General features: G+C 66.6%; 21 protein-coding genes. 11 read left to right on the top strand and 10 right to left on the bottom strand.

The window, feature by feature from the left end; all coding sequences use genetic code 11:
* Positions 1 to 148: 148 nt before the first annotated feature.
* Complete coding sequence (locus NUW51_RS11355; protein ID WP_265587631.1) at positions 149 to 1,516, top strand: choice-of-anchor tandem repeat GloVer-containing protein; 1,368 nt, start codon at positions 149 to 151, stop codon at positions 1,514 to 1,516.
* 7 nt (positions 1,517 to 1,523) lie between these two features.
* Here NUW51_RS11355 and NUW51_RS11350 read toward each other — a convergent pair whose 3' ends face one another.
* Positions 1,524 to 2,435, bottom strand: coding sequence for a haloalkane dehalogenase (locus NUW51_RS11350; protein WP_265587630.1), 912 nt, complete (start codon positions 2,433 to 2,435; stop codon positions 1,524 to 1,526).
* Between the two features lie 115 nt (positions 2,436 to 2,550).
* On the opposite strand from NUW51_RS11350, the gene NUW51_RS11345 reads away from it, so the two are divergent.
* Genes NUW51_RS11345 through NUW51_RS11335 form a run of 3 tightly spaced genes read left to right on the top strand, consistent with a single transcriptional unit; the run spans position 2,551 to position 6,055 of the window.
* Positions 2,551 to 3,738 (top strand): 3-deoxy-7-phosphoheptulonate synthase, encoded by a 1,188-nt coding sequence (locus NUW51_RS11345; protein ID WP_265587629.1) that lies wholly within the window; start codon positions 2,551 to 2,553, stop codon positions 3,736 to 3,738.
* Positions 3,735 to 5,039: a 3-phosphoshikimate 1-carboxyvinyltransferase gene (gene aroA / locus NUW51_RS11340; RefSeq protein WP_265587628.1), complete on the top strand. Its 1,305-nt coding sequence runs from the start codon at positions 3,735 to 3,737 to the stop codon at positions 5,037 to 5,039. Before NUW51_RS11345 ends, aroA begins: the two co-directional genes overlap by 4 nt.
* Positions 5,036 to 6,055 carry a chorismate synthase gene (locus NUW51_RS11335; protein WP_265587627.1) on the top strand — a complete coding sequence of 340 codons (1,020 nt, stop codon included), beginning with the start codon at positions 5,036 to 5,038 and terminating at the stop codon, positions 6,053 to 6,055. Before aroA ends, NUW51_RS11335 begins: the two co-directional genes overlap by 4 nt.
* 134 nt (positions 6,056 to 6,189) lie before the next feature.
* Here the strand turns inward: NUW51_RS11335 and NUW51_RS11330 are convergent, their stop codons facing one another.
* From NUW51_RS11330 to pcaF, 3 genes are read right to left on the bottom strand one after another with little or no spacing between them, the layout of a single operon-like run.
* The gene (locus NUW51_RS11330) at positions 6,190 to 7,368 is read right to left on the bottom strand and encodes a cation:proton antiporter (protein WP_265587626.1); all 1,179 of its coding nucleotides are present in this window, start codon (positions 7,366 to 7,368) and stop codon (positions 6,190 to 6,192) included.
* A gap of 16 nt (positions 7,369 to 7,384) precedes the next feature.
* Entirely contained in the window at positions 7,385 to 7,840 is a 456-nt protein-coding gene (paaD, locus tag NUW51_RS11325; RefSeq protein WP_407696342.1) for a 1,2-phenylacetyl-CoA epoxidase subunit PaaD, read from the bottom strand.
* Positions 7,837 to 9,039 (bottom strand): 3-oxoadipyl-CoA thiolase, encoded by a 1,203-nt coding sequence (pcaF, locus tag NUW51_RS11320; RefSeq protein WP_265587624.1) that lies wholly within the window; start codon positions 9,037 to 9,039, stop codon positions 7,837 to 7,839. The genes paaD and pcaF overlap by 4 nt, the downstream gene beginning before the upstream one ends.
* Positions 9,040 to 9,119: 80 nt before the next feature.
* Between pcaF and NUW51_RS11315 the strand changes: the two genes are divergently transcribed.
* From NUW51_RS11315 to NUW51_RS11300, 4 genes are all read left to right on the top strand, one after another.
* Positions 9,120 to 9,365, top strand: a complete 246-nt coding sequence (locus NUW51_RS11315) for a 4a-hydroxytetrahydrobiopterin dehydratase (protein WP_265587623.1) — start codon at positions 9,120 to 9,122, stop codon at positions 9,363 to 9,365.
* Between the two features lie 251 nt (positions 9,366 to 9,616).
* Positions 9,617 to 10,441, top strand: a complete 825-nt coding sequence (locus NUW51_RS11310) for a phenylalanine 4-monooxygenase (protein WP_265587622.1) — start codon at positions 9,617 to 9,619, stop codon at positions 10,439 to 10,441.
* A complete protein-coding gene (locus NUW51_RS11305; protein WP_265587621.1) occupies positions 10,419 to 10,928 on the top strand; it encodes a flavin reductase family protein in 510 nt (169 codons plus the stop codon). Before NUW51_RS11310 ends, NUW51_RS11305 begins: the two co-directional genes overlap by 23 nt.
* Before the next feature lie 35 nt (positions 10,929 to 10,963).
* The gene (locus NUW51_RS11300) at positions 10,964 to 12,073 is read left to right on the top strand and encodes a DUF3616 domain-containing protein (RefSeq protein WP_265587620.1); all 1,110 of its coding nucleotides are present in this window, start codon (positions 10,964 to 10,966) and stop codon (positions 12,071 to 12,073) included.
* On the opposite strand, the gene crcB is transcribed toward NUW51_RS11300, so the two are convergent.
* The 6 genes from crcB to NUW51_RS11270 all read right to left on the bottom strand — a co-directional run bounded on the left by crcB (position 12,070) and on the right by NUW51_RS11270 (position 18,503).
* On the bottom strand, positions 12,070 to 12,426 hold the full coding sequence (gene crcB / locus NUW51_RS11295) for a fluoride efflux transporter CrcB (protein ID WP_265587619.1): 357 nt from the start codon (positions 12,424 to 12,426) through the stop codon (positions 12,070 to 12,072). The two genes, NUW51_RS11300 and crcB, sit on opposite strands and share 4 nt — an antisense overlap.
* A complete protein-coding gene (locus NUW51_RS11290) occupies positions 12,426 to 13,406 on the bottom strand; it encodes a DUF808 domain-containing protein (RefSeq protein WP_265587618.1) in 981 nt (326 codons plus the stop codon). The genes crcB and NUW51_RS11290 overlap by 1 nt, the downstream gene beginning before the upstream one ends.
* Before the next feature lie 77 nt (positions 13,407 to 13,483).
* Positions 13,484 to 13,714, bottom strand: a complete 231-nt coding sequence (locus tag NUW51_RS11285) for a BLUF domain-containing protein (RefSeq protein ID WP_265587617.1) — start codon at positions 13,712 to 13,714, stop codon at positions 13,484 to 13,486.
* Between the two features lie 6 nt (positions 13,715 to 13,720).
* Positions 13,721 to 14,530 carry an alpha/beta hydrolase gene (locus tag NUW51_RS11280; RefSeq protein WP_265587616.1) on the bottom strand — a complete coding sequence of 270 codons (810 nt, stop codon included), beginning with the start codon at positions 14,528 to 14,530 and terminating at the stop codon, positions 13,721 to 13,723.
* Positions 14,531 to 14,598: 68 nt separating this feature from the next.
* On the bottom strand, positions 14,599 to 18,099 hold the full coding sequence (locus tag NUW51_RS11275; protein ID WP_265587615.1) for a DUF4132 domain-containing protein: 3,501 nt from the start codon (positions 18,097 to 18,099) through the stop codon (positions 14,599 to 14,601).
* Between the two features lie 5 nt (positions 18,100 to 18,104).
* Positions 18,105 to 18,503, bottom strand: a complete 399-nt coding sequence (locus NUW51_RS11270; RefSeq protein ID WP_265587614.1) for a hypothetical protein — start codon at positions 18,501 to 18,503, stop codon at positions 18,105 to 18,107.
* Between the two features lie 116 nt (positions 18,504 to 18,619).
* Between NUW51_RS11270 and serS the strand changes: the two genes are divergently transcribed.
* The 3 genes from serS to NUW51_RS11255 are packed head-to-tail and all read left to right on the top strand — an operon-like array spanning position 18,620 to position 21,493.
* Entirely contained in the window at positions 18,620 to 19,882 is a 1,263-nt protein-coding gene (serS, locus tag NUW51_RS11265; RefSeq protein WP_265587613.1) for a serine--tRNA ligase, read from the top strand.
* Positions 19,869 to 20,588: an alpha/beta fold hydrolase gene (locus tag NUW51_RS11260; protein WP_265587612.1), complete on the top strand. Its 720-nt coding sequence runs from the start codon at positions 19,869 to 19,871 to the stop codon at positions 20,586 to 20,588. The genes serS and NUW51_RS11260 overlap by 14 nt, the downstream gene beginning before the upstream one ends.
* Before the next feature lie 59 nt (positions 20,589 to 20,647).
* On the top strand, positions 20,648 to 21,493 hold the full coding sequence (locus tag NUW51_RS11255; RefSeq protein ID WP_265587611.1) for an alpha/beta hydrolase family protein: 846 nt from the start codon (positions 20,648 to 20,650) through the stop codon (positions 21,491 to 21,493).
* Positions 21,494 to 21,533 lie beyond the last annotated feature (40 nt).

Raw genomic sequence — 21,533 nt, 5'->3', positions numbered from 1 at the left:
CCCAAGCTCAGTCGCTGCGCCCCGCGAGGTCGAGGACCGCCTCGACGCGGACCTCGGGGACGTTACGCGTTCATCGAATGATCTTTTGCATGCGTGTGCTGTGCACCCTAGGCTGCTATCAGTCATTAGAGTGCGTAGGGTTGCGTCCATGGGTGTCGATTTGAAGCTGGTTTCGTGTTTGGCGATCCTTTTCGGCCTTTCGGGTTGTGGTGGTGGCGGTACTTCCAAGCCGGTGCCACCCCCAACGCAAGGGCCCGCCCCGGCTCCCTCCCCTGCTCCCGCTCCCGATCCTCAACCGGAGCAGATGGCGATCGAATTCTATGATCCGAGGTTGGATTCGGAAAACCGGCAGTTGGGTCTATACACACCTTTGCTCGGTCTCGACGACGGATACGTCTACGGCATGGCGACTCGCGGCGGCGCGGGTGGCTGCTATATGAACAGCGACTGCGGTATGATCTTTCGGATGGATCGTGAAGGCAATGTCGAGCGACTGCACCGCTTTTCTGGCGCGGACGGTTTTTATGGGCGCGATCACGGGCATCTGATCGAAGGCAGCGATGGCGCGCTTTATGGCACCACGTTATTCGGTGGGGCAGATGATCGCGGGGTCGTCTTCCGCATTACATCGGCGGGTAGCTACACCGTATTGCATGAATTCAAGGGCGGCGGCGACGAGGGGCAACCCATCGGTTCGCTGGTCGAACATAGCGACGGCTATCTTTATGGCACAACGAATTTCGGTCCTAACATCTGCGACAGCCATCCCGAAGGGTCGGTGAGGTGCGGGACGATCTATCGCGTGTCAAAGGATGGCGAATATCAGGTCGTGCATGCCTTCGGACGCGATTCCGATCCCATGGCTGCGACCAAACCCAACGGAACGCTCGTCGAAGGACCCGATGGTGCGTTGTATGGTACAGCCAGGGGGGGCAAACTCGATTGTCGCGACATCAATGCCCAGGACGGGAGCGAATGCGGAACGATCTTCCGTTATGACCCGAAGGCTGGATTTGAGACAGTCTATCACTTTGGCGACCCGCAAACCCAAGGGACGATGCCACGAGGGCCTCTTATAGTCGCTAGCGACGGCTATATGTACGGCACGACACCATTTGGCGCTTCCGTAGCGTGTCGGACACTTGGTTGCGGGACAGTCTACAAATTCTCAACCGATGGGCGAGTGGAATTCATTCACCGTTTCATTCTCGACGACAATGGCGAACTAGATCATACGTTGGGTTATACGCCTGGAGAGCATCTCGTCGAAGGTGCCGATGGATATCTATATGGCGCGACGGTTAGCGGAGGCTTTTATAGGACGTCCGACAACGGCACGATTTTCCGCCTTTCGAAAACTGGAGAACATGACGTCCTTCATTCTTTCGGCCCCCATGATACATCAACGCTTCGCCGACCGGTCTCCGGTCTTATGCGAGCACCAGATGGCGGACTTTGGGGTACGTTCGATGCAGGTGACAACATCATCTTCCGCGTCCAGGAACCCAGCAGTTGATCGAATCTCAACCGCCGCGCCCTGCGAGGTCCAGCATCGCCGCGACGAAGACCTCGGGGACATCCTCCTGGCAGAAATGTCCGCCGCCCTCGACGATGCGGTGCGGCTGCCCCGCCGCGCCCGGCACCATCTTCTGAAAAAACTGCTCGCCGCCCTTGGTGATCGGATCCTGATCGGTGAACAGCGTCAGGAACGGCCGCTCGAACCGCCGCAGCCCGTCCCAGGCGCGCACATTGTCGACCGCGCCCGAATCCTCCTCGCTGATCGGCACCAGCGCCGGAAAGGCCCGCGCGCCCGCCTTGTGCGATTCGTCGGGGAAAGGCGCGTCATAGGCGGCGACTTCGGCCTCGCTCAATTCGCGCACCGTGGCGCGCTGGATGATCCGCCCGATCTCGAACCCCGGATGGCTCGCGGCAAATTCGCGCCATGCGAGAAAGGCGGGCGAAGGTTCGCCCTTGCCGACCGGCAGGAAGGTGTTCGACGCCACCACGAAGGCGAATCGCTCCGGCTGCATTCCCACCATCCGCAAGCCCAGCAGCCCGCCCCAGTCCTGGCAGAACAGCCCGATGTCTTTCAGCCCCAACGCCGCGACGAACTGCTCAAGCCAATCGGCATGCGCGGCGTAGCTGTAAGACCCCTGATCCGCCAATTTGTCCGACTTGCCAAAGCCGATGAGGTCGGGCGCCACCACCCGGCACCCCGCCGCCGCCAGAGGCGAGATCATGTGCCGATAGAGATAGGACCAGCTCGGCTCGCCATGGAGCAATAGCAGCACTGGCCCATCGCGCGGTCCCTCGTCGACATAATGCATCCGCGCCTCGCGCCCGCCGCCGACGTCTACCGCCTGCCAACGGTCGGCAAATGCGTAGTCGGGCAGCCCCGTAAATCGCGCCGGATCGTGATGCAGGATGTCGGTCATGGGTTGCGCTCCGCTTGATGGTTCGCCTTCGACCGTGCGCGCCGCGCCCCCTGCCCGCAAGCCCTATCCCCCGCGCTTTCCTCGCCCGCACCGCTCGGCTAGGGAGAAAGCGAGCATGAACCAGCACCTCCCCCTTGCCCCCGCCGACTGGCAGCCCGGCGACTGGCGCCGCGCCCCCGCCGCGCAGCAGCCGGCCTATGCGGACGTGACAGCGCTCGAGGCGGTCGAGGCGCGTTTGCGCGATGCCGCCCCCGTCATCGCGCTGGCCGAGGCGCAGCAGCTCGCCCATGCCATCGCCGAGGTCGCCGCGGGCAAGCGCTTCCTCCTCCAGGGCGGCGATTGCGCCGAGAATTTCGACGATGCCATCGGCATGCGCGTCGCCAATCTGGCGCGCCTGTTCGACGCCATGGCTGCGCCCATCGAGGCACGCACGGAGCGCCCCGTCCTGCGCGTGGCACGCATCGCGGGGCAATTCGCCAAGCCGCGCTCGGCCCCGACCGAGACGCGCGGCGCCGCCAGCCTGCCCGCCTATCGCGGCGACATCATCAACGGCCAGGGCTTCTCCGGCCCCGAACGCGCCGCCGAGCCGACGCGCATGATCCAGGCGCATATCCAGTCGGTCGGCACCGCCGCAACGCTCGCCGCCGCGCGCCACGGGCAGCCGCCCATCTACACCAGCCACGAGGCATTGCTGCTGCCCTATGAAGAAGCGCTTACCCGCCGCGATTCGGACGGGCGCTGGTGGGCGACCTCGGGCCATTTCCTCTGGCTTGGTGATCGCACCCGGCAATTGGACGGCGCGCATGTCGCCTATCTGTCGGGTATCGCCAATCCGATCGGCATCAAATGCGGTCCCTCGCTCGACCCCGAGGCGCTGCCCGCGCTGCTCGACCGGCTCGATCCCGGCCGCACGCCCGGACGCATCACGCTCATCGTCCGCCTCGGTGCCGACGAGGTGGAGGCAAAGCTGCCCCCGCTGCTCGCCGCCGCCGGAAATCGCGGCGCGGCGTGGATCGTCGATCCCATGCACGGCAACACCGAAAAGGTCGAAGGCCGCAAATTGCGCCGCTACGACCGCATCCTCGCCGAGGCCCGCGCCTTCTTCCGCCTCGCCCGCGAGGCTGGCATCGTACCCGGCGGGGTGCATCTCGAAATGAGCCCCGATGCCGTGACCGAATGCCTTGGCGGCGGCGGGCCGGAAGGCGTCGCCGATCTTGGCCGGGCCTATCGCACCGCCTGCGACCCTCGCCTCAATGGCGATCAGGCCCTACAACTTGTAACCGATCTGGAAAGTTCGCTGTGACCCCGTTGACCGCGCATCCCTCGCCCCGCTTCGGCGGCGAGACCGACCTTCCCGGCGACAAGTCGATCAGCCACCGCGCGCTGATCCTCGCCGCGCTCGCCAGCGGCACCAGCCGCATCACCGGCCTTCTCGACAGCGACGACGTGCGCGCCACCGAAAATGCCGTCAAAGCCTTTGGTGCCCATGTCGAGCGCGACGTGGACGGCGTCGTCCACGTTACCGGGCGCGACTGGACCTCGCCCGCCGAGCCGATCGACTGCGGCAACAGCGGCACCAGCGCGCGGCTCCTCATGGGAGCCGCCGCAGGGTTCGAAGGACTTGCCGCCAGCTTCACCGGCGACGACAGCCTGTCCTCGCGCCCGATGGAGCGCATCACCCAGCCGCTCAGGCGCATGGGTGCCAGCTTCGAGGGCGGCGACACGCTGCCGCTCGACCTCATCGGTGCGCGGCTGGGCGGCATCGATTTTGCCAGTCCCGTCGCCTCGGCGCAGGTGAAATCGGCGATCCTCCTCGCGGGCCTTCGCACCCAAGCGCCGGTCCGCATCGTCGAACCGCGCCCCAGCCGCGATCATACCGAGATTATGCTCGCCCAGTTCGGCGTCGAGGGCGGGGTCGAGGAAGTGGAGGAGGGCATCGCCATCTCGCTCGGCGAGCAGCGCGCGCTGAGCGCCACCGACCTCAGCATCCCCGGCGATCCGTCCTCGGCCGCCTTCCTCTGGGCCGCCGCGGCCATGATCCCCGGCGCCAAGGTCACCACGCGCGGCGTCCTCGTCAACGGCACGCGCACCGGCTTTATCGAGAAGCTCGAGGAAATGGGCGCGGCGGTCAGCCTCGACAATCACGTCCTGCGCTCGGGCGAACCGGTCGGCGACGTCACCGTCGCACACGACCGATTGGAGCCCGTGCACGTGACCCCCGACGAGGTCCCCTCGATGATCGACGAAATCCCCATGCTCGCCTGCGTCGCCGCCATGGCCGATGGCGAAAGCCTGTTCGAGGGGATCGGCGAATTGCGCGTCAAGGAAAGCGACCGCATCGGCGCGGTCGCCGCGGGCCTCACCGCCAACGGCGTCACCGCCTTTGCCACAGAGGACAGTTTGCGCATCATCGGCAAGGGCGAGGTCATGGGCGGGCGTATGGTCTCGACCCGCCACGATCATCGCATCGCCATGGCCTTCCTCACCCTCGGCCTCGCCGCCAAGGGGGCGATCACGGTCGACAATGCCGAACCCATCGCCACCAGCTTCCCCGATTTCACCGCGCTCGTGCGGAGCCTCGGCGGCGGGATCTCGACGCGATGAGCGTCAACCATTTCGGCCTTCTCTTCCGCCTGTCGACCTGGGGCGAGAGCCACGGTCCCGCCATCGGCGGCATGATCGACGGCTGTCCCCCGGGGCTCTTGCTCGATGAAGCGCATATCCAGGCCTTCCTCGACCAGCGTCGCCCCGGCACCGGGCGCAACGTCACCCCGCGGCAGGAACCCGACCGGGTCCGCCTTATGTCCGGGCTCTACGAGGGCCGCACCACCGGCACGCCGATCGCCTTCATGATCGACAATGTCGATGCGCGCTCGAAGGACTATCCGGCCCCCGAAGAGCTGGCCAAGGCGCCCTATCGCCCCGGCCATGCGGATTACAGCTATGACGCCAAATATGGCTTTCGCGACCCCCGCGGCGGCGGGCGCGCGTCGGCGCGCGAAACCGCGATCCGCGTCGCAGGCGGGGCCATCGCCCGGCTGATCATCCCCGATGTCGCCATCTCCGCGAGAGTCGCCGCCATCGGCGGCGAAGCCAATAGTGCCAGATGGGAAGATATGCTCGATCAAGCACGAACCGATGGGGATAGCCTTGGCGCGATGGTCGAATGCGTGGCAACCGGCGTCCCCGCCGGCTGGGGCGCCCCCGTCTATGCCAAACTGGACGCCGCGCTGGCGGGCGCCATGATGTCGATCCCTGCCGTGAAGGGCGTGGAGATCGGCAGCGGCATGGCAAGCGCGGCGCTGCAAGGCAGCGAGAATGCCGATCCCATGCGCAAGAGCGAGGACGGCCGGCCCGCCTTCACCGCCAACCATAGTGGCGGCGTGGCGGGCGGCATTTCCACCGGTCAGGACGTCGTCGTCCGCATGGCGTTCAAGCCGACCAGTTCGATCCGCACCCCCGTCCCCAGCATCAACCGGCAGGGCGAGGAAGTCGACGCCGCGACGCGCGGGCGCCACGACCCCTGCGTCGGCATTCGCGGCGCACCCGTCGCCGAGGCGATGATGGCGCTGGTGCTGGCCGACCATTTGCTTCTCCACCGTGCCCAATGCGGCGGTTGAGCGGGCGGTGACAGCGCTGTCCTACAGGGCCGGTTGGCGGTAAGGTGACCGCGCTCTTTCTTCTCAGCCGCCCCTGAAGTTCCCGAAGTGGATGAAGTGGACAGGCCCCCGATTTCGTCCAACAGGATCGAGGGTCAGCCAGTCCGCTTCAAGGCCCGCTCAGCCATCGGCATGGCCAGCATCGTCGAGGCCACCGTCATCAGGAGGAGCGCGGTGAAGGCGGTCGAGCTGATCACGCCGCGATCGAGGAGGATGTTGGCGAAGATGATCATGATCAGCGCCTTGGTCTGAAGGAGCCAGCCGACCAGCCGCGCCTCGCCTTCTCGCCAGCCGAGCATCCGTCCCGCCAGCATGACCCCCAGCCGCTTGCCCGCCACCGCCGCGACGAGGAGCGCGCCGGCCACCAGCACCACGTCGAGACCGCCCATTTCCCAGCGTGTCCTGAGACCCGTTGAAAGGAAGAAGACCGGCATGAGGAGCGTCAGGATGCGGTCGCGCCATTCATCGATTACCGAAATGCCGAACCATTCGGCCTCGAGCACCGCGCCGGCGAGGAAGGCGCCGACCATATAGTGAAGCCCCGCCCAGTCGGCGCCCAAGGCAGTGATGAGCAGCCAGATGAGCGCCACCGGCGCCCGGTCCTTCTCGCCAAGGCCGGCGAACAGCCGCCGCGCCGCCAGCGTCGCTGCGACGAACAGCCCGGCGAACACCGCTTGGCGCCCCAGCATCTCGGTATCGACGAGGATGAGCGCGAGGAGAGCCCAGACGACGAGGTCGTCGAGGCTGGCATAACGCAACACCCGCTGCCCGAGCGGCGAGCGCAGGATCCCGAGTTTCTCGAGGAAGAGCAGGAGGATAGGCAGCGCGGTGACCGAGCAGGCCAGCCCGATACCGAGCAGGAACTGCCAGCGCGCCGCATTGTCCCCCATCCACAAGGGATCGCGCATGACCAGCATGGCGGCCCCTGCGCCCAGCAGGAAGGGCACCAGCAGCGCCAGCCCTGCCGTCGTGCCCGTATCGCGCCGCTTGGCCCAGGCGTCGGGCAGGTCGAGCTCCAATCCCGCGACAAAGACGAACAGCATCACCGCCCAGCTGGCGATCCCGCCCAGCGTGCCCAGCACCTGCGGCGTGAAGACCGCCTCATGAACGCCCGGCACCACCGCGCCCAGGAGCGCCGGCCCGGCGAGCACCCCGCCGACGATCTGCACCACCACCAGCGGCGCCCAGCTGCGCCGTCCCAGCGCCCGCCACGCCAGCCACGGTAGCGTGTAGATCGCCAGCATGGCGACGAGAAAGGCGGTCGGTCCGCTCATCTCGAAGATCGCCGCCCTAGTGGCATTTGAACCGATCGAAGGGCTCGAGACAGTCCTTGCACTGCCACTGCGCCTTGCAGGGCGTCGAACCGAAGCGGCTAATTTCCCTCGTGTTCATCGAACCGCATTGGGGGCATTCGACCTCGTCGGATCGGGTCGGCGGCGCGATGCCATAGGCTTTCAACTTGGCATGGCCCTCCGCGCTGATCATGTCGGTCGACCAGGGCGGCACGAGACGGTTCTCGATGACGACGTCGCGAAGACCGTTGGCATCGAGCGCGGCGCGAACCGCTTCCTCAATAGCGACGGTGGCGGGACAGCCCGAATATGTGGGGGTGATGATCACCTTGACCCTGTCGCCAACTTCCTCGAGCCCGCGAACGATGCCGAGGTCGAGCACCGAGACCGCAGGGATCTCGGGATCGGGCACCTGCGCCAGCACCGCGAGGATGGCGTCTTGGTCCAAGGTCACACCCGCTCGAGCGCCAGCGCGATGCCCTGCCCCACGCCGATGCACATGGTGGCGAGCGCCTTTTCGGCACCCGAGCGCTGCAATTCCTCGGCCGCGGTAAGCGCGAGCCGCGCCCCGCTCATGCCGAGCGGATGGCCGAGCGCGATGGCCCCGCCATTGGGATTGACGTGCGGCGCATCGTCGGCAAGCCCAAGCTCGCGCATCACCGCGAGCCCCTGCGCCGCAAAGGCCTCATTGAGTTCGATCACGCCGAAATCGTCGATATGCAGCCCGAGCCGCTCCATCAATTTCGCGCTCGCCGGTGCCGGGCCGATCCCCATGATGCGCGGCGGCACGCCTGCCACCGTCCCGCCCAGCACCCGCGCTCGCGGCGTCAGCCCATGCCGCTTCACGGCGGCTTCCGAGGCAATGATCAGCGCGGCGGCGCCGTCATTGACCCCGCTCGCATTGCCCGCCGTGACGGTGCCATCGGGCTTCACGATGGGGCGCAAGTTTGACAGCACCTCGACGCTCGACAGCCGCGGATGTTCGTCGACCTCGACGAGCAGAGGATCGCCCTTGCGTTGCGGGATCGCCACTCCGACGATCTCGGCGGCGAGCCGCCCGCTCTCCTGCGCGCGGGCGGCGCGGACCTGGCTTTCGTGCGCGAAGGCGTCCTGGTCCTCGCGGCTCACGCCATATTGCTCGGCGACATTTTCGGCGGTCTCGGGCATCGAGTCGATGCCATATTCGGCCTGTAGCCGCTTGTTGACGAATCGCCAGCCGATGGTCGTGTCATAGACGGCACTGTTGCGCGAGAAGGCGCTTTCCGCCTTGGGCATGACGAAGGGCGCACGGCTCATCGATTCGACGCCGCCGGCGATGATCAGATCGGCCTCGCCCGCCTTGATCGACCGCGCGGCCATCGAGACGCAGTCCAGCCCCGAGCCGCACAGGCGGTTGACGGTCGTGCCGGGCGCGGTGTCGCCGAGCCCGGCCAGCAGCGCCGCCATGCGCGCCACGTTGCGATTGTCCTCGCCCGCCTGGTTGGCGCAGCCCATGATGACATCGTCGAGCATCGCCCAGTCGACACCCGCATTGCGCGCCTTCAGCGCAGCCAGCGGCACGGCGGCAAGATCGTCGGCGCGCACGCTCGACAGCGCCCCACCGAAACGGCCGATGGGGGTGCGGATGGCATCGCAGATGAAAGCGTCGGTCATGAAGTCTCCTGTCTCGCCGCCTCTGGACGGCCCATGTGCCGAGCTTGCGCAGGCCGCGCAACCCGCTAGGCTCGGTGTCCATGTACAGCAACGACTGGCACCAGCGCGAGGATGCCCTGGTCCGCACCTTCGCCTTCGAGGATTTTTCGGAAGCCTTCGCCTTCCTCACCCGCGTCGCGCTTCTCGCCGAGCGCCACGGGCATCATCCCGAGATCCACAATGTCTGGAACCGCGTGACGCTGCGGCTGACGACGCATGATGCGGGCAACAGCATCACCGAGAAGGACGAGAAGCTGGCCGCCGCGATCGACGCCTTGCTGCAGTGAACCGTCTCCATACCGACATTCGCACTTGCAACATGGATCAAGCTAGGTCATGGTAAGCGCCTGATGACCAAATTCGCCGCCCTTCCCTGCATGTCGGTCGCGTACCTCACGGTGCGAGCGACCTATATTGCCGGGCGCGCGGTGGAGACGGTTTGATCATCTAGAAGACATCATCCCGAAACCACCGCCCGCCAGGCTCCAGCCTCGGCGGGTTTTTTGTGTTTGGGATCAGCGAAGGAAGGCACGAGATCATGTTTCAGTCCCCGATTGCCCGGAACAAGGCACCCAAGGTCGACTGGCGCGCCTATCTCGTGCCGGAAAATTGGGCGCGCTTCATGCCCGCCGACCATGCCACTTGGGACCGCCTGTTCGAACGGCAGATGGCGCGGCATCGCGGCGATTTCGTCCACGCCTTCATCGGCGGCATCGTGCGGCTGGGCCTACAGGAACCCGGCATCCCCCGGCTGGAGCGCCTCAGCGACCGGCTCGAGGGCCAGTCGGGCTGGCGGCTGGTGCCCGTCGAGGGGATCGTCCCCGACGACGCCTTTTTCGCCATGCTGGCCGACAAGCGCTTCCCGATCGGCAATTTCATCCGCGACGGGCGGCATCTCGATTATCTCGAGGAGCCCGATTGCTTCCACGATATCTTCGGCCATGTGCCGCTGCTCGCCTACCAGCCGGTCGCCGATGCGATGGAGGCGATGGGGCATCTGGGACAGGCAGCCTGCGCGAGCGGGCTCGGCGAGGAAATGAGCCGCCTTTATTGGCACACCATCGAATTCGGGCTGGCGCGCGAGGAGGGACGGTTGAAGCTGTGGGGCGCGGGGCTGGCGTCGTCCTTTGGCGAAGCCGAGCACGCACTGGTCGCCGACCTGCCGCGCCCGCGCTTTACCCTGAAGGACGCGGCGAACACCGCCTATCGCTCGGACCGCTTCCAGCCGCTCTATTTCCTCTCGGACAGCGTCGAGGACAGTTGCGCGCTGCTCGGCGACCTGACGCTCGATGACCTCGCAAGCCTTGGCGCGGGGCAAGCGCCTCGCTATGCGGCAGAGGATGAGCGGATGGCGCACATTTGAGGAAGACGGAGACCCGCGCATCCTTCGCGATGCGTTTGGCAGTTTCGCGACCGGCGTCACCGTGGTCACCTGCCGCGACGCCGATGGCGAACCGCATGGGCTGACCGCCAACAGCTTCACCTCGCTGAGCCTCGATCCGCCGCTGCTGATCGTGTGCCCGGCCAAGGTGACGACCAGCGCCGATCCGCTGCGCAACGCCGATCATTTCGCGGTCAATGTCCTGCGCACCGAGCAGCGTCCGGCGTCGATCACCTTCTCGACCCCGGCGGGCGACCGCTTCGGCAAGACGCAGTGGGAAGAGGGCCTGGGCGGCGCGCCGCTCCTGACCGGCAGCCTCGCCATGTTCGAATGTGCCGCGCATGCGGTGCATGACGGCGGCGATCACTGGATCCTCGTCGGGCGGGTCGAACGGGCGCGCTTCGAGGAGGGACCCGATCCGCTGCTCTATTACAAGGGCCGCTATCGCCGCCTTCACTTCGACGATTAGGGAACGGGGCTCGCTCCACCGCGGTTGATCGGGGCATGAAGCTGCTCGATCCCCAGACCTTCGACGCCCCCGATCCCCCCGCCCCGGCAGAGCCCGTCGGCCAGCTCAGGCTGCGCTTCAAGGGCGATCCGGCGGAGAATGGCGAGCATCCGATCTTCGACCTGTCGGCCTGTGCCACCCATGGCCGAGCGATCTTCGTCGCCGGGGACGAATGTCATTCGGTCGAGCGCCTGATCCTCGGCGACGACGGCGAGGCGGGCGACCATCGCCGCTTCGAGCTGTCCGACTATCTCGACATGGTTCGCGGCGGCGAGGAGATGGATATCGAGGGGCTGGCGGTCGCCGACGATTGGCTGTGGGTGACGGGCAGCCACAGCCGCACCCGGCCCGACCCAAAGGATGATGCCGACGAGGACGGGCGCATCGACATCGCCAAGGTGGGCGATCTCAAGGATACGCGGGCGCGCTGTGTGCTGGCGCGTATCCCGCTCGTCCCTGACATGGACGGCCATGTGAAACCGGTCCGCAACGACGGCGAGCGCCGCGCGGGACTGATCAAGCAATCGGGTGCCAATGGCTCCAAGCTGCGCCGTCTGTTGTGCGAGAACCGGCTGCTCGGCCCCGCCTGTTCGATGGCCGCCAAGGAAGGCGGGATCGACATCGAGGGCATCGCCGCGGCGGGCGAGGAGCGGGTGGCACTGGGGCTGCGCGGGCCGGTGATCCAGACCTATGCAGTGCTGGTCGAGCCCTGCTTCAAGTTCAAGAAATCAGGGCGCCTCCATTTGCACCAGCCGCTGCGCATCCGGCTGGTCGAACTGGGCGGGCTGGGTGTTCGCGACCTGTGCACGCGCGGGCGCGATCTGTATATTCTCGCCGGGCCGGTGGGCGATCTCGACGGGCGCTGCGTGCTCTACAAGTGGGAAGGCTGGGCCGACTGTCCGCCCGAGCATGACGAGAAATTGCGCGTCCATTGCCCCGAGCGGCTGATCGATATTCCGGTCAAGGTGGGCGCCGACCACCCCGAGGGGATCGACTGGGTCGGCGACCCGGAAGATGGGCGGTTGCTGGTAGTCTATGACAGCCCCAATCCGGGGCGGCTCGACGAGGAGGAAGGCACCATCCTCGGCGACGTCTTCCAGCTCTAGCGGGCGAGTGCCCAGCCGGCCCAGCAAGCGCCGAGCGAGAGGATCAGCGAGGCGGCGACATAGGCGAGCGCGGTGCTCGCCTCGCCCCGTTGCCAAAGCGTGAGCGTGTCGACGCTGAAGGCCGAAAAGGTGGTGAAGCCGCCGAGCAGTCCGGTGACGAAGAAGAGCTTGGCGGGCTGGCCGACGCCTTCCAAGGCCCCGACCGCTAGGCCGATCATCAGGCTGCCGACGATATTCACGGCCAGCGTACCCACGGGAAAGCCGCTGCCGAACCAGGCGAGCGTCCACTTGCCCACGCCATAACGCGCCAGCGCGCCCAGCCCGCCGCCGAGGAAGACCGCGAGCGCGTGCATCAGTGAGCCGCCTTTGCATCCTTGACGGGCTCGCCCCCGCCGTGAAGCGGGTGATGGCCGAACAGGCGGGTGACGACCTGGACGATGAGGAAGCCGAAAACGAGCCCGGTGAGCGCCGCGCCCAGCGTTTCCATGATCCACACGCCTGCTCCATTGTCGCCCGCGACCGCGACCGCCGCGTCGTGATTCCATTCGTAGAGGAAATCCAGAACGTGCAATTCGTGGAAGCCATGTAGGAGGATCGAGCCGCCGACCCAAAGCATGGCGGCGGTACCGATGACGGACAGCGCCTTCAACAATTTGGGCACGAAGGCGATGAGCGCCTTGCCGAAGCGCTTCGCAACGCCTTCCTTGCGGGCGAGATGAAGGCCGATGTCGTCGAGCTTCACGATGATCGCGACGGCGCCATAGACGACCAGCGTGACCGCCACCGCGACGATGGCGAGCGCGCCGGCGCGCATCCACAGATTGTCGACCAGCCCGCTGGCGGTCAGCTCGTTCAACGTGATCGCCATGATCTCGGCGGACAGGATGAGATCGGTGCGCACCGCGCCCGACACCTGGCGCTTTTCGAGTTCCTCGGGTGTCTCGGCGGCCGCCAGCGTGGCCTCGCCATGATGGTCGCCGGTGATCGCTTCGATGATCTTTTCGGTAGCCTCGAAAGCGAGGAAACCGCCGCCGAGCATCAGGATGGGGATGATCAGGAAGGGCGCGAATTCGCTGAGCAGCAAGGCGGCGGGCAGCAGGAAAACGAGCTTGTTCTTGAGGCTCCCCAACGTGATCTTGCCGATGATCGGCAATTCGCGGCTGGGATCCAGGCCGGTGACATAGCGCGGGGTGACGGCGGCATCGTCGATGATGACCCCCGCGGTCTTGGAGCCCGCCTTGCCCGCCGCGACCGCGACATCGTCGACGCTGGCGGCAGCGGCGCGCGCGATCATCGCGACATCATCGAGCAATGCGACAAGACCTGATGGCATGAAAACCCCTTCCCAAGCTGTGTGGCCTGAGAAGGGGTGGCAGGTGTGTTTCGTTCCGTAAAGGGCCCGAACGGGCTTTAGTTGGTGGCGAGGAAGCCGCGGAACTGGGCCTGGATGTCGACGTCCTCGATGGCGCCGACGAGCGCGCGGACCGCCTCGTCGTCATTGGCTGCCTCGGGGCTGTCGGAACGCTTGAAGCCCATCGCCCAATTCTTGCACAGGCGCGAACCGGTCGTGCGCTCGCGCAGCACCGCGCAATTGCTTTGGCGCGGATCCTCGGCGATCTCGGCATAATGATGTGCGTTCAACGGCGGTTATCGCCGTTCGATGGCGATGCGCGCGCTGCTCCCGAGTTCCTCGAGAAGCGCCGCGGCGCCCTCATCACCCCGGCCGTGCGCGGCGAGAAACAGGCGGGTGAAGGTGGCGAGCGTCGGCGCCACCGGCTGGTCCATCGCGGCAAGATCATGGCCGCCGTCCGCGACGACCAGCATCTTGTCGCCCGGCGATGCGGTGTCGAAGGCGAGGCGATGGTCGGTCCAGCGCGGCGCATAGGCGGGGTCGGCATCGGCGGTGCCGGTGATGAGCAGCAGCGGGACATCGAGCCCCGCATAGGCGTCCTCGGCGATGACCTGCGGCATCAGCCCGGCGGTCGAGAAAGCAATGACCCCGGCCACCGGCGGCCCCTCGAGCGGCGGGCCGAAGCGCGTCTGCGCGCCCGCGCCGAGGAGCGCCATGAAGCTGCCAAAGCTGTGCCCGGCCAGGACCATGGGCGCGTCAGGCGACTGCAAGGCGATCCGCTGGCGCAGCGCCTGCATCGTCTCCATCCGCGCCATGAAAGCCGACTGGAGGTCGTAATCGGCGCGCGCCGGATGGGCGAGGCTGTCGACATGGAGCGCCGCGACGACGTGCCACCCGGCATCGCGCCAGCCCGACAGGAGCGCGTCATAGCGCGCCGGATGGCTGCCGTGGCCATGACCGAACAGGATCGTGCCGACCGGCTCGCCTGCCGGGTCCCAGTGGTAAAGCCGGGCGTAGCGCTCGCCGGCCATGACCGTTTCCTCGCGGTCCTGCGCGGCAGCGGGAACGGCAAGAAACAGGGCGGCAAGCAGCGGGAGAAAACGCATCGATCGGACTTTCGAGCAAGTCGGGAAGGACGCGCTTCTTAGCAAGCGCGCCCGTCCTGCCAACCCCGTCAGATCTGGCCGAGGATCACCGGGTCGGTGATCTTGTCGTCATTCACCAGAAGCTGCGCCTTGGAGATGATGATCGACAATGTGCGATCGCCCTCGAACGGTAGCCACAGGCGGCTGCCTGCTTCGGTCTTGGGGACGATGCAGATATGCCGCCCGCTCCGGCTCGCCGCGCCCGAGGTGAGGTGGATGTCGTAGACGTGGCGGGTGCCGGTGACCTTGAGGGTCCGGTCGGTCAATTCGAGCTTCTTGGCAAAACGCAGCTTTGGGATGAGCCGTTCGAGCATGGCGCGGCGGCGCTTGGCGCCTTCGGACAATTCACCCTCGTTGACGCGGCGCCAATAGGTTTCGGCGACATTGCCCCACTGGGTCGGATGTGCGACATCGGCGCCGCGGTCGAGCCAGGCGGGATCGGCGGCGATCGAGGTCACCGAGGTCATCAGGTCGCAGGTCCGCATGACCTCCGAGAAGATGACGGGTGGCACGTCTTCCAGGGGCACTTCATCGAGGCTCGGCGGGCCGGCCGCGCTGTCGGTCGCATCCTCGGCGACACGGTGGAAGACTACGCGGTCGGTCGAGAGATAGAGATAGGCGCCGCTCTCGCTGGCCTGGATATCGTCGCGCCCGCCCGCGCCCTCGACCCAATATTCGGCGTTGAGATTGTGCGCGGGCAGATGGAGGTGCCACGGGTCGTCATTGGGCATGTCGAAGCCCATGCGCCGCGTCGTCGTCCAGCCGTTGAGGTTCGCAAGCGTCATTGCCTGCCCCTGCCTGAGGATATGCGCGGCCCAGCGGTTCGAATAGGTGCGCGTGGTGCGCTCGGCGTCGGTCAGCGCGTAGACCTCGCGCCAGACCTGCGCGAAGGCTTGCGTGATCTCGCCTTCCTCGAGCCGGTCGCGCCACGCCTCGACCTCGGCGACCTCGGCGTCGATCGGGTGCCACAGGCGGATGGTCGCCTCGTCGGGCAGCGCCACGGGTTCGCCCGCCGCGTCGCGTAAGGCTCCGCCGTCGCCATCGGGCATGGCGGCGGTGCGCTGGCCATCGGCCTCAACCCACCAGACGAGATGCTTCACCATCGGACGCATCAGCGGATGGTCGCGATAGGCCTCGGTCCATTGCGCGCTCGTCCACGACCGGTCGTCGAGATAAAGGCGCTGGAGGCGGTGGGCCTGCGCGGCGAGATCCTTTTCGATCTCCTTGGCGTCGGCGCGCACCTCCTTGATCGCCGCCTTGTCCTCTTTCATCGCGGTCGAGGGCGATTTGAGCTGCTTGCCCGCCTCGCCCACCCAGCGGATGACGACCTTGCGGCCTTCGAGCGCCAGCACCGCCTCGCCGCCCGGCAGCTCGTCGGTGCGCGTGCCGTCCTCGGCCAGCCCGTGGGTCGGCACCGTGGCCTCGTCCAAGTCGGCGCGGCTCATGCCCGCCTTGGTCGCGGCGGCATCGAGCTTCTTGTCGACCATCTTGCGGATCTTGGGATATTTGGTGCGCGACAGGATGCGCGCGAGATAGGGGATGCCCCCGTCCATCTCGGCCAGCGCCCAGACGCAGGCATTTCCGAGCTTTTCGTTCGCCATCCCGACGAAGCGCTTCGAGACGTAGCAACGCTTCAGCGCATAATCGGTCAGCACAGGCCCCATGTCGTCGGCGGGCAGCAGGCTCGCGACATAGAGAAGCGTGCGCAGCGAGCCGAACTGATTGTCACCATAGAGCGTCCGGTGCGGCGTCTCGCCGTCGAGCATGGCGGCGATCGCGGCGACCCACGCGTCCTTGGGCGCGAGCGCGACCATCGCCTTGGCTTCCTTCATCCACGCCTTGGTCGGGGCGCTCTTGTTGGCGATCTGGGCGGCCAGCCCCTGCAGCCGCATCGGGATCTCGCCGCCCAGCGCCGCGATCGGCGCGACACGCGAGAATTGCTCGTGGAAGCTGGCGATGGTCTTGAAGGTCTCAGTCACATAGACGCCGAAATCGGGCACCAGCCAGTTGGTCGAGCGCGCGCCCTTGATCCAGCCGCGCCTGGCCATCTGCTTGAGCTTTTCCTTCGCGGCGGGGCGGTCGCCCGCCTCGATCAGCTGGTGCACCTCGGCCCCGGCGGCGAGGAAATCGCGATGGTCGCCGCGATGCAGGCGCACGTCGAAATAATCGCCGAACAGCCGTTCGAGCGTCTGCGCGGCATTAAATTCGAAGATGTCGATTTCGGGCATGGCGAGCGGCGGCAGTTCGGCCTGCACGATGGTTTCGGCATTCTGGCTGGCATCGCGGAGCGTCTTGACGAGATCGCCTTTCCACGCGGCATATTGCGGACACTCGATCAGGGCCTCCAGCGCCTTGCGGGTGCGGCCCTGCGGATGGGCGGCGACGGTCTTGAGGAATTTCTTCAGCAGGTTGCGATTGGTCTCGCGCGTGCGCGGCAGGACTGCTTTCATCAGGCCGAGAAGGCGGGCGTGGACATCGTCCGCGTCAGCGAGCTCATGCTTGAGCATGGCGAGCTGGAGGATGAGCGTCGCGAAAGGCGGGGTGGCGACCATCGGCTCGTAAAGTTCATGCGCGCCGAAGCCGTCGCGCATGGCGAGATGCTTCTTCGGATCGTAGGTCCGCCCGTTCCAGCTGATCGAGAGCAGCTTGTCCAAGGCCTCGCCATGCACGGCGGGGCTGGCATCGTAGAGCGCCTGCACCGCCGGGGTCGCATCGCGCTTTTGGCTGAGGTGGATGCCGGTGAACAGGTCGCCGATCGCGGGGCCGATGATATCGCCGCCAAAGGCGACCAGCGCCTCGCGCTCGGCCTTGAACTGCGGGCGCTGCGCCTTCCATTTTGCGAGGGTCGGCACATCCTCCTCGACCATGCCGAGGAGCGGCAGATATTCGTCGACCTTCTTGCGGTTCGCCACCTGGCCATTGTCCTTGGCCTGCACGATGGCGTCGAAGAAGAGGATCAGATTGCCGCGCAACGCGGGCTCGCCCAGCGTGGCGGCGCGGCGGACGAGAAAGTCGAGCACCTCGTCATAGCGCGAAGCCTGCAGCGGAATCTGGGCATAGACAGGGAGCAGCGCGACCAGCATCCGCGCGACCCGGCTCGCATCGGGAGCCCAGCGCGAAAAGGCCGGGACCGCTTCCTTCTTCACGTTGTAGACGACCTGCAGCACGCCATTCTGGACATAATGGTCGCGCTGCTTGCCGAACAATTGCGTCGTCCCGAGGACGAGCTCTTCGTAGACATCGAGCGGATCGGTCCCGTCGAGCAGCATCCGGCTGACCTCGTTGCGGCGCACATGCATGCGCTCGGACCCGCCCGAATCGCGTTCGAATTCGGCGATCACCCCGTCCATCAGCTTGCTGTGTGGTGCCGGCACGCGCAGCGGGCGCGGCGTCGGGTTGGCGCTGACGCGTTCGGCGCGCGATCGCGGTGCGGCGTCGCCGCCGACCTTGCGTCCGAACACGGGGCGACCGGGTGCAGGCGTTTCGACACGCTCGGCGCGCGGGCCGAGACCGAAGATCTTGCGGAACATGAGGGTCAGCCTCCCTGGAGCGGGGTGAGCAGGACGAAGGTCGCCTCGCCCGTCTTGTCGAGATCGATCAGTGCATCGAGATCCTCGGCCTGTTCATCGCCGAGGAAGAGATAGTAGCGGCCGAGCTCGAACGCCTTTTCGGCATCGCGGATGCAGGCGTCCGGATCGCTCAGCGCGATGGCCGAGGCGCCGCCGCCGAACAGGCGCGGGCCGTTCAGCGCTTCTTCCGCCGCGCTGCCCGCAAAGCGGCCGTTTGCCGACTGGCTGTGATCGCGCATTTTTTCGAGTTCGAGCTCGACCCTGGCGCGAATGAGGTCGCGCACGGTGATCCGCGCCGCGTCGAACCGCGCCTCGCCTGCCGGAACCGCTGTCCCGAGATGCTCATCGAAAAACAGGAACGCCATGACTTGATCCCCCCACGATTCACGCGAGGCATAGCGCATTTCGGTTGCGAAATTGTCAATGGTCGGGGCGCGCTTCGCCCTTGCCAACGCCCCCTTGGGCAAGGCAGGAGGCAGCCATGCTTTCGATCGACTTCATCAAGACCCAGACCGACACGGTGCGCGAGGCCATCGCCGCCAAGAATGTCGACCTCGACGTGGACGCGCTCCTCGCGCTCGACGCCGAAATCCGCTCGGCCAAGACCGAGATCGACCAGCTGCGCGCCGAGCGCAATCGGATCAGCGGCATGTTCAAGGATGCCGCGCCCGATGAAAAGGCTGCGCTCGGCAAGCAGGCCAAGGACGCGGGCAAGCGCGCTTCCGAACTCGAAGCCGGGTTGGCCGACAAGGTCGCCGCCTATGAGGCGATGATGCTGCAGATGCCGGGTATCCCGTGGGAAGGCGCGCCTGTCGGCCCCGGCGAAGAGGACAATGTCGTCATCCGCACCGAGGGCACGCCGCGCACCTTCGACTTCGAACCGCTCGACCATGTCGCGCTCCTCGAGAAGAACGACTGGGCCGACCTCAGCCGCATCACGCAGGTCTCGGGCAGCCGCACCTACTGCCTCAAGGGACGCCTTGCGCTGCTCGAACAGAAGCTGATGGCCTGGGCGCTGGAAGAGATCATGGGCAATGGGTTCGAGCCGATCACCCTGCCCGCCTATGCCCGCGAAGATGCGTTCATTCGCCAAGGGCAATTCCCCGGACACCGCGAGGAAACCTACGAGCTCGAAAAGGACGACCTGTTCCTCGCCGGCACAGCAGAGGTGGCGCTGACGGGCCTCCACTCGGGCGAGATCCTCGAGGAAGCGCAGCTGCCGATCCTCTATGTCGGCTACAGCCCCTGTTTTCGCCGCGAGGCGGGCAGCGCGGGACGCGACGTGCGCGGGCTGCTGCGTGTTCACCAATTCGTCAAGGTCGAGCAGTTCGTCATCTGCCAGGCCGACGAGGACGTTTCCGCCGAATGGCACGAGAAGCTCTTGGGCGCGGCGGAAAAGCTCCTCCGCGCGATGGACATCCCCTATCAGGTGATCGAGACTTCGACCGGCGACATGGGGCTCGGCAAATATCGCATGAACGACCTCGAGAGCTGGGTGCCGAGCCTGAACAAATATCGCGAGACGCACAGCTGTTCGACCTTGCACGACTGGCAGGCACGCCGCGCCAAGCTTCGCTATCGCAATTCGGACGGCAAGGTCGTGTTCGCGCATACGCTCAACAATACCGCGTTGGCGAGCCCGCGCATCCTCGTGCCGCTCCTCGAGAACCATCAGACCGAGGATGGGCGCGTCAAGCTGCCCGAGGGCATCCGCCACCTGATGAATGGCGATGAATATCTCTGAGGATCGGCGCTCGACGCTGAAGGAGGGCGAGGGCGAGGACGTCCCGCACTTCACGCGGCGGCTGATCGACAGCGCCAACCAACTGGTGCGCATGGGGCGGATGATCGGGCACCTCGACGCGCGCGGCCCCCGCAACGGGCCGCCAGCATTGGTGATCCCGGGCTTTCTTGCCAATGACCGTACGACGCTCGAATTGCGCCGTTTCCTCGCGCGCGATGGCTGGCGGGTCCATGGTTGGGGGCGCGGGCGCAACAATGGCGCCTATGAGGGCATGCTCGAGGACATGATCGCGCGGCTCGACGCCATTCGCGGCGATGACAAGGCATTGCTCGTCGGCTGGAGCCTCGGCGGCGTGGTGGCGCGCGAAGTGGCGCGCGCGGTGCCCGACAAGGTGCGCGCCGTCGTCACGCTCGCCTCGCCCTTTTCGGGCCATGCCAAGCTGAACAATGTCTGGCCCCTGTACGAGAAAGTCGCGGGCCATCCGGTCGATGCGCCGCCGGTCGAACAGATTAGCGACAAGCCGCCGGTGCCGACGCTGTCGCTGGTGGCCGAGAAGGACGGGCTCCTCGCCCAGCGCGCGCAATGCGGGTTGCCGCATGAAAGCGATCGCTGCGTCAAGCTGCCCTGCGGCCACCTGCGCATCGGCCTGTCGCGCCCGATGTTGCGGATCGTGACCCGCGAAATCGCCGACTTCGTCCCCAAATAGCCCGGTTTTTATCGGGAACTTAACTTGTTTCGGGGCTTTATCGACCCCACATGGGAGACATGGCCACGCAGCGCACCCCGCCTGCGGTACACCCGCAGGATCGCATCCATCCCGACGACATCGCGCCGTCGGCATGGGAACGCACGCGCGAAGTGCTGTGGCAATTTCCGCGCTTCGCCTCGGCCTGGGGCCCGACCGAGCCGACCGGGCCCGATAACGGCCCGCCCGCGCTCGTCCTTCCCGGTTTTCTCTCCTCCGACCGGTCGACCAGCCAGATCCGCGGTGCGCTGGGGCGCTATGGCTGGCGCGCGCATCCGTGGCAGTTGGGCGTCAACAAGGGCGCCTATGCCGGGCTGCTGGAATCGCTCGAGGCGCGGCTCGACGCCATCGGCGAGGGCCGCAAGGTACTGGTCCTCGGCTGGAGCCTCGGCGGCCTTTATGCTCGCGAACTGGCGCGCCACGCGCCCGACAAAGTACGCGCGGTGGTCACCCTCGCCTCGCCTTTCTGCGGCGACCTCAAGAGCAACAACAATGTCCGCTGGCTCTACGAATGGGTCGCGGGGCATGACGTCAACGAGCCGCCCTTCCCCCGCCTCGAAGACAAGCCGCCGGTACCGACCATGGCCTTCTGGAGCCGCCGCGACGGCATCGTCGCGCCGCGCGCCGCGCGCGGCGACGAATGCCATTCGGATCGCGCCGTGGAGATCGACACGCATCACATGGGCTTTGCCGTCTGGCGCCCGGCATTGAGCCGGATCATGGCGCATGTGAACCAGTTCGTGTGCGAGATGGAGGGCGAGATGCCCGCGCGCACGCGTCGCCAGCAGCGCGCGTATGATCGCGCCGGGAAACGCACCGGGAAACGTGCAGGTCGCACGGCACCCGAGTCGCCGCGTCACGCCTGAAGCGGCAGGGCGAAAGCCTTCGATCCGGTCCTGCTTTTCC

This window comes from Sphingomicrobium arenosum (genome assembly GCF_026157085.1).
Taxonomy (GTDB): domain Bacteria; phylum Pseudomonadota; class Alphaproteobacteria; order Sphingomonadales; family Sphingomonadaceae; genus Sphingomicrobium; species Sphingomicrobium arenosum.
This window is presented reverse-complemented; position numbering and strand designations above follow the sequence as displayed.

Excerpts from the sequence above, each read along its gene's own strand:
- NUW51_RS11355 (WP_265587631.1), top strand. The coding sequence starts at position 149 with ATGGGTGTCGATTTGAAGCTGGTTTCGTGTTTGGCGATCCTTTTCGGC.
- NUW51_RS11350 (WP_265587630.1), bottom strand. The coding sequence starts at position 2,435 with ATGACCGACATCCTGCATCACGATCCGGCGCGATTTACGGGGCTGCCC.
- NUW51_RS11345 (WP_265587629.1), top strand. The coding sequence starts at position 2,551 with ATGAACCAGCACCTCCCCCTTGCCCCCGCCGACTGGCAGCCCGGCGAC.
- NUW51_RS11335 (WP_265587627.1), top strand. The coding sequence starts at position 5,036 with ATGAGCGTCAACCATTTCGGCCTTCTCTTCCGCCTGTCGACCTGGGGC.
- NUW51_RS11330 (WP_265587626.1), bottom strand. The coding sequence starts at position 7,368 with ATGAGCGGACCGACCGCCTTTCTCGTCGCCATGCTGGCGATCTACACG.
- pcaF (WP_265587624.1), bottom strand. The coding sequence starts at position 9,039 with ATGACCGACGCTTTCATCTGCGATGCCATCCGCACCCCCATCGGCCGT.
- NUW51_RS11315 (WP_265587623.1), top strand. The coding sequence starts at position 9,120 with ATGTACAGCAACGACTGGCACCAGCGCGAGGATGCCCTGGTCCGCACC.
- NUW51_RS11310 (WP_265587622.1), top strand. The coding sequence starts at position 9,617 with ATGTTTCAGTCCCCGATTGCCCGGAACAAGGCACCCAAGGTCGACTGG.
- NUW51_RS11305 (WP_265587621.1), top strand. The coding sequence starts at position 10,419 with ATGAGCGGATGGCGCACATTTGAGGAAGACGGAGACCCGCGCATCCTT.
- NUW51_RS11300 (WP_265587620.1), top strand. The coding sequence starts at position 10,964 with ATGAAGCTGCTCGATCCCCAGACCTTCGACGCCCCCGATCCCCCCGCC.
- crcB (WP_265587619.1), bottom strand. The coding sequence starts at position 12,426 with ATGCACGCGCTCGCGGTCTTCCTCGGCGGCGGGCTGGGCGCGCTGGCG.
- NUW51_RS11290 (WP_265587618.1), bottom strand. The coding sequence starts at position 13,406 with ATGCCATCAGGTCTTGTCGCATTGCTCGATGATGTCGCGATGATCGCG.
- NUW51_RS11280 (WP_265587616.1), bottom strand. The coding sequence starts at position 14,530 with ATGCGTTTTCTCCCGCTGCTTGCCGCCCTGTTTCTTGCCGTTCCCGCT.
- NUW51_RS11275 (WP_265587615.1), bottom strand. The coding sequence starts at position 18,099 with ATGTTCCGCAAGATCTTCGGTCTCGGCCCGCGCGCCGAGCGTGTCGAA.
- NUW51_RS11270 (WP_265587614.1), bottom strand. The coding sequence starts at position 18,503 with ATGGCGTTCCTGTTTTTCGATGAGCATCTCGGGACAGCGGTTCCGGCA.
- serS (WP_265587613.1), top strand. The coding sequence starts at position 18,620 with ATGCTTTCGATCGACTTCATCAAGACCCAGACCGACACGGTGCGCGAG.
- NUW51_RS11260 (WP_265587612.1), top strand. The coding sequence starts at position 19,869 with ATGAATATCTCTGAGGATCGGCGCTCGACGCTGAAGGAGGGCGAGGGC.
- NUW51_RS11255 (WP_265587611.1), top strand. The coding sequence starts at position 20,648 with ATGGCCACGCAGCGCACCCCGCCTGCGGTACACCCGCAGGATCGCATC.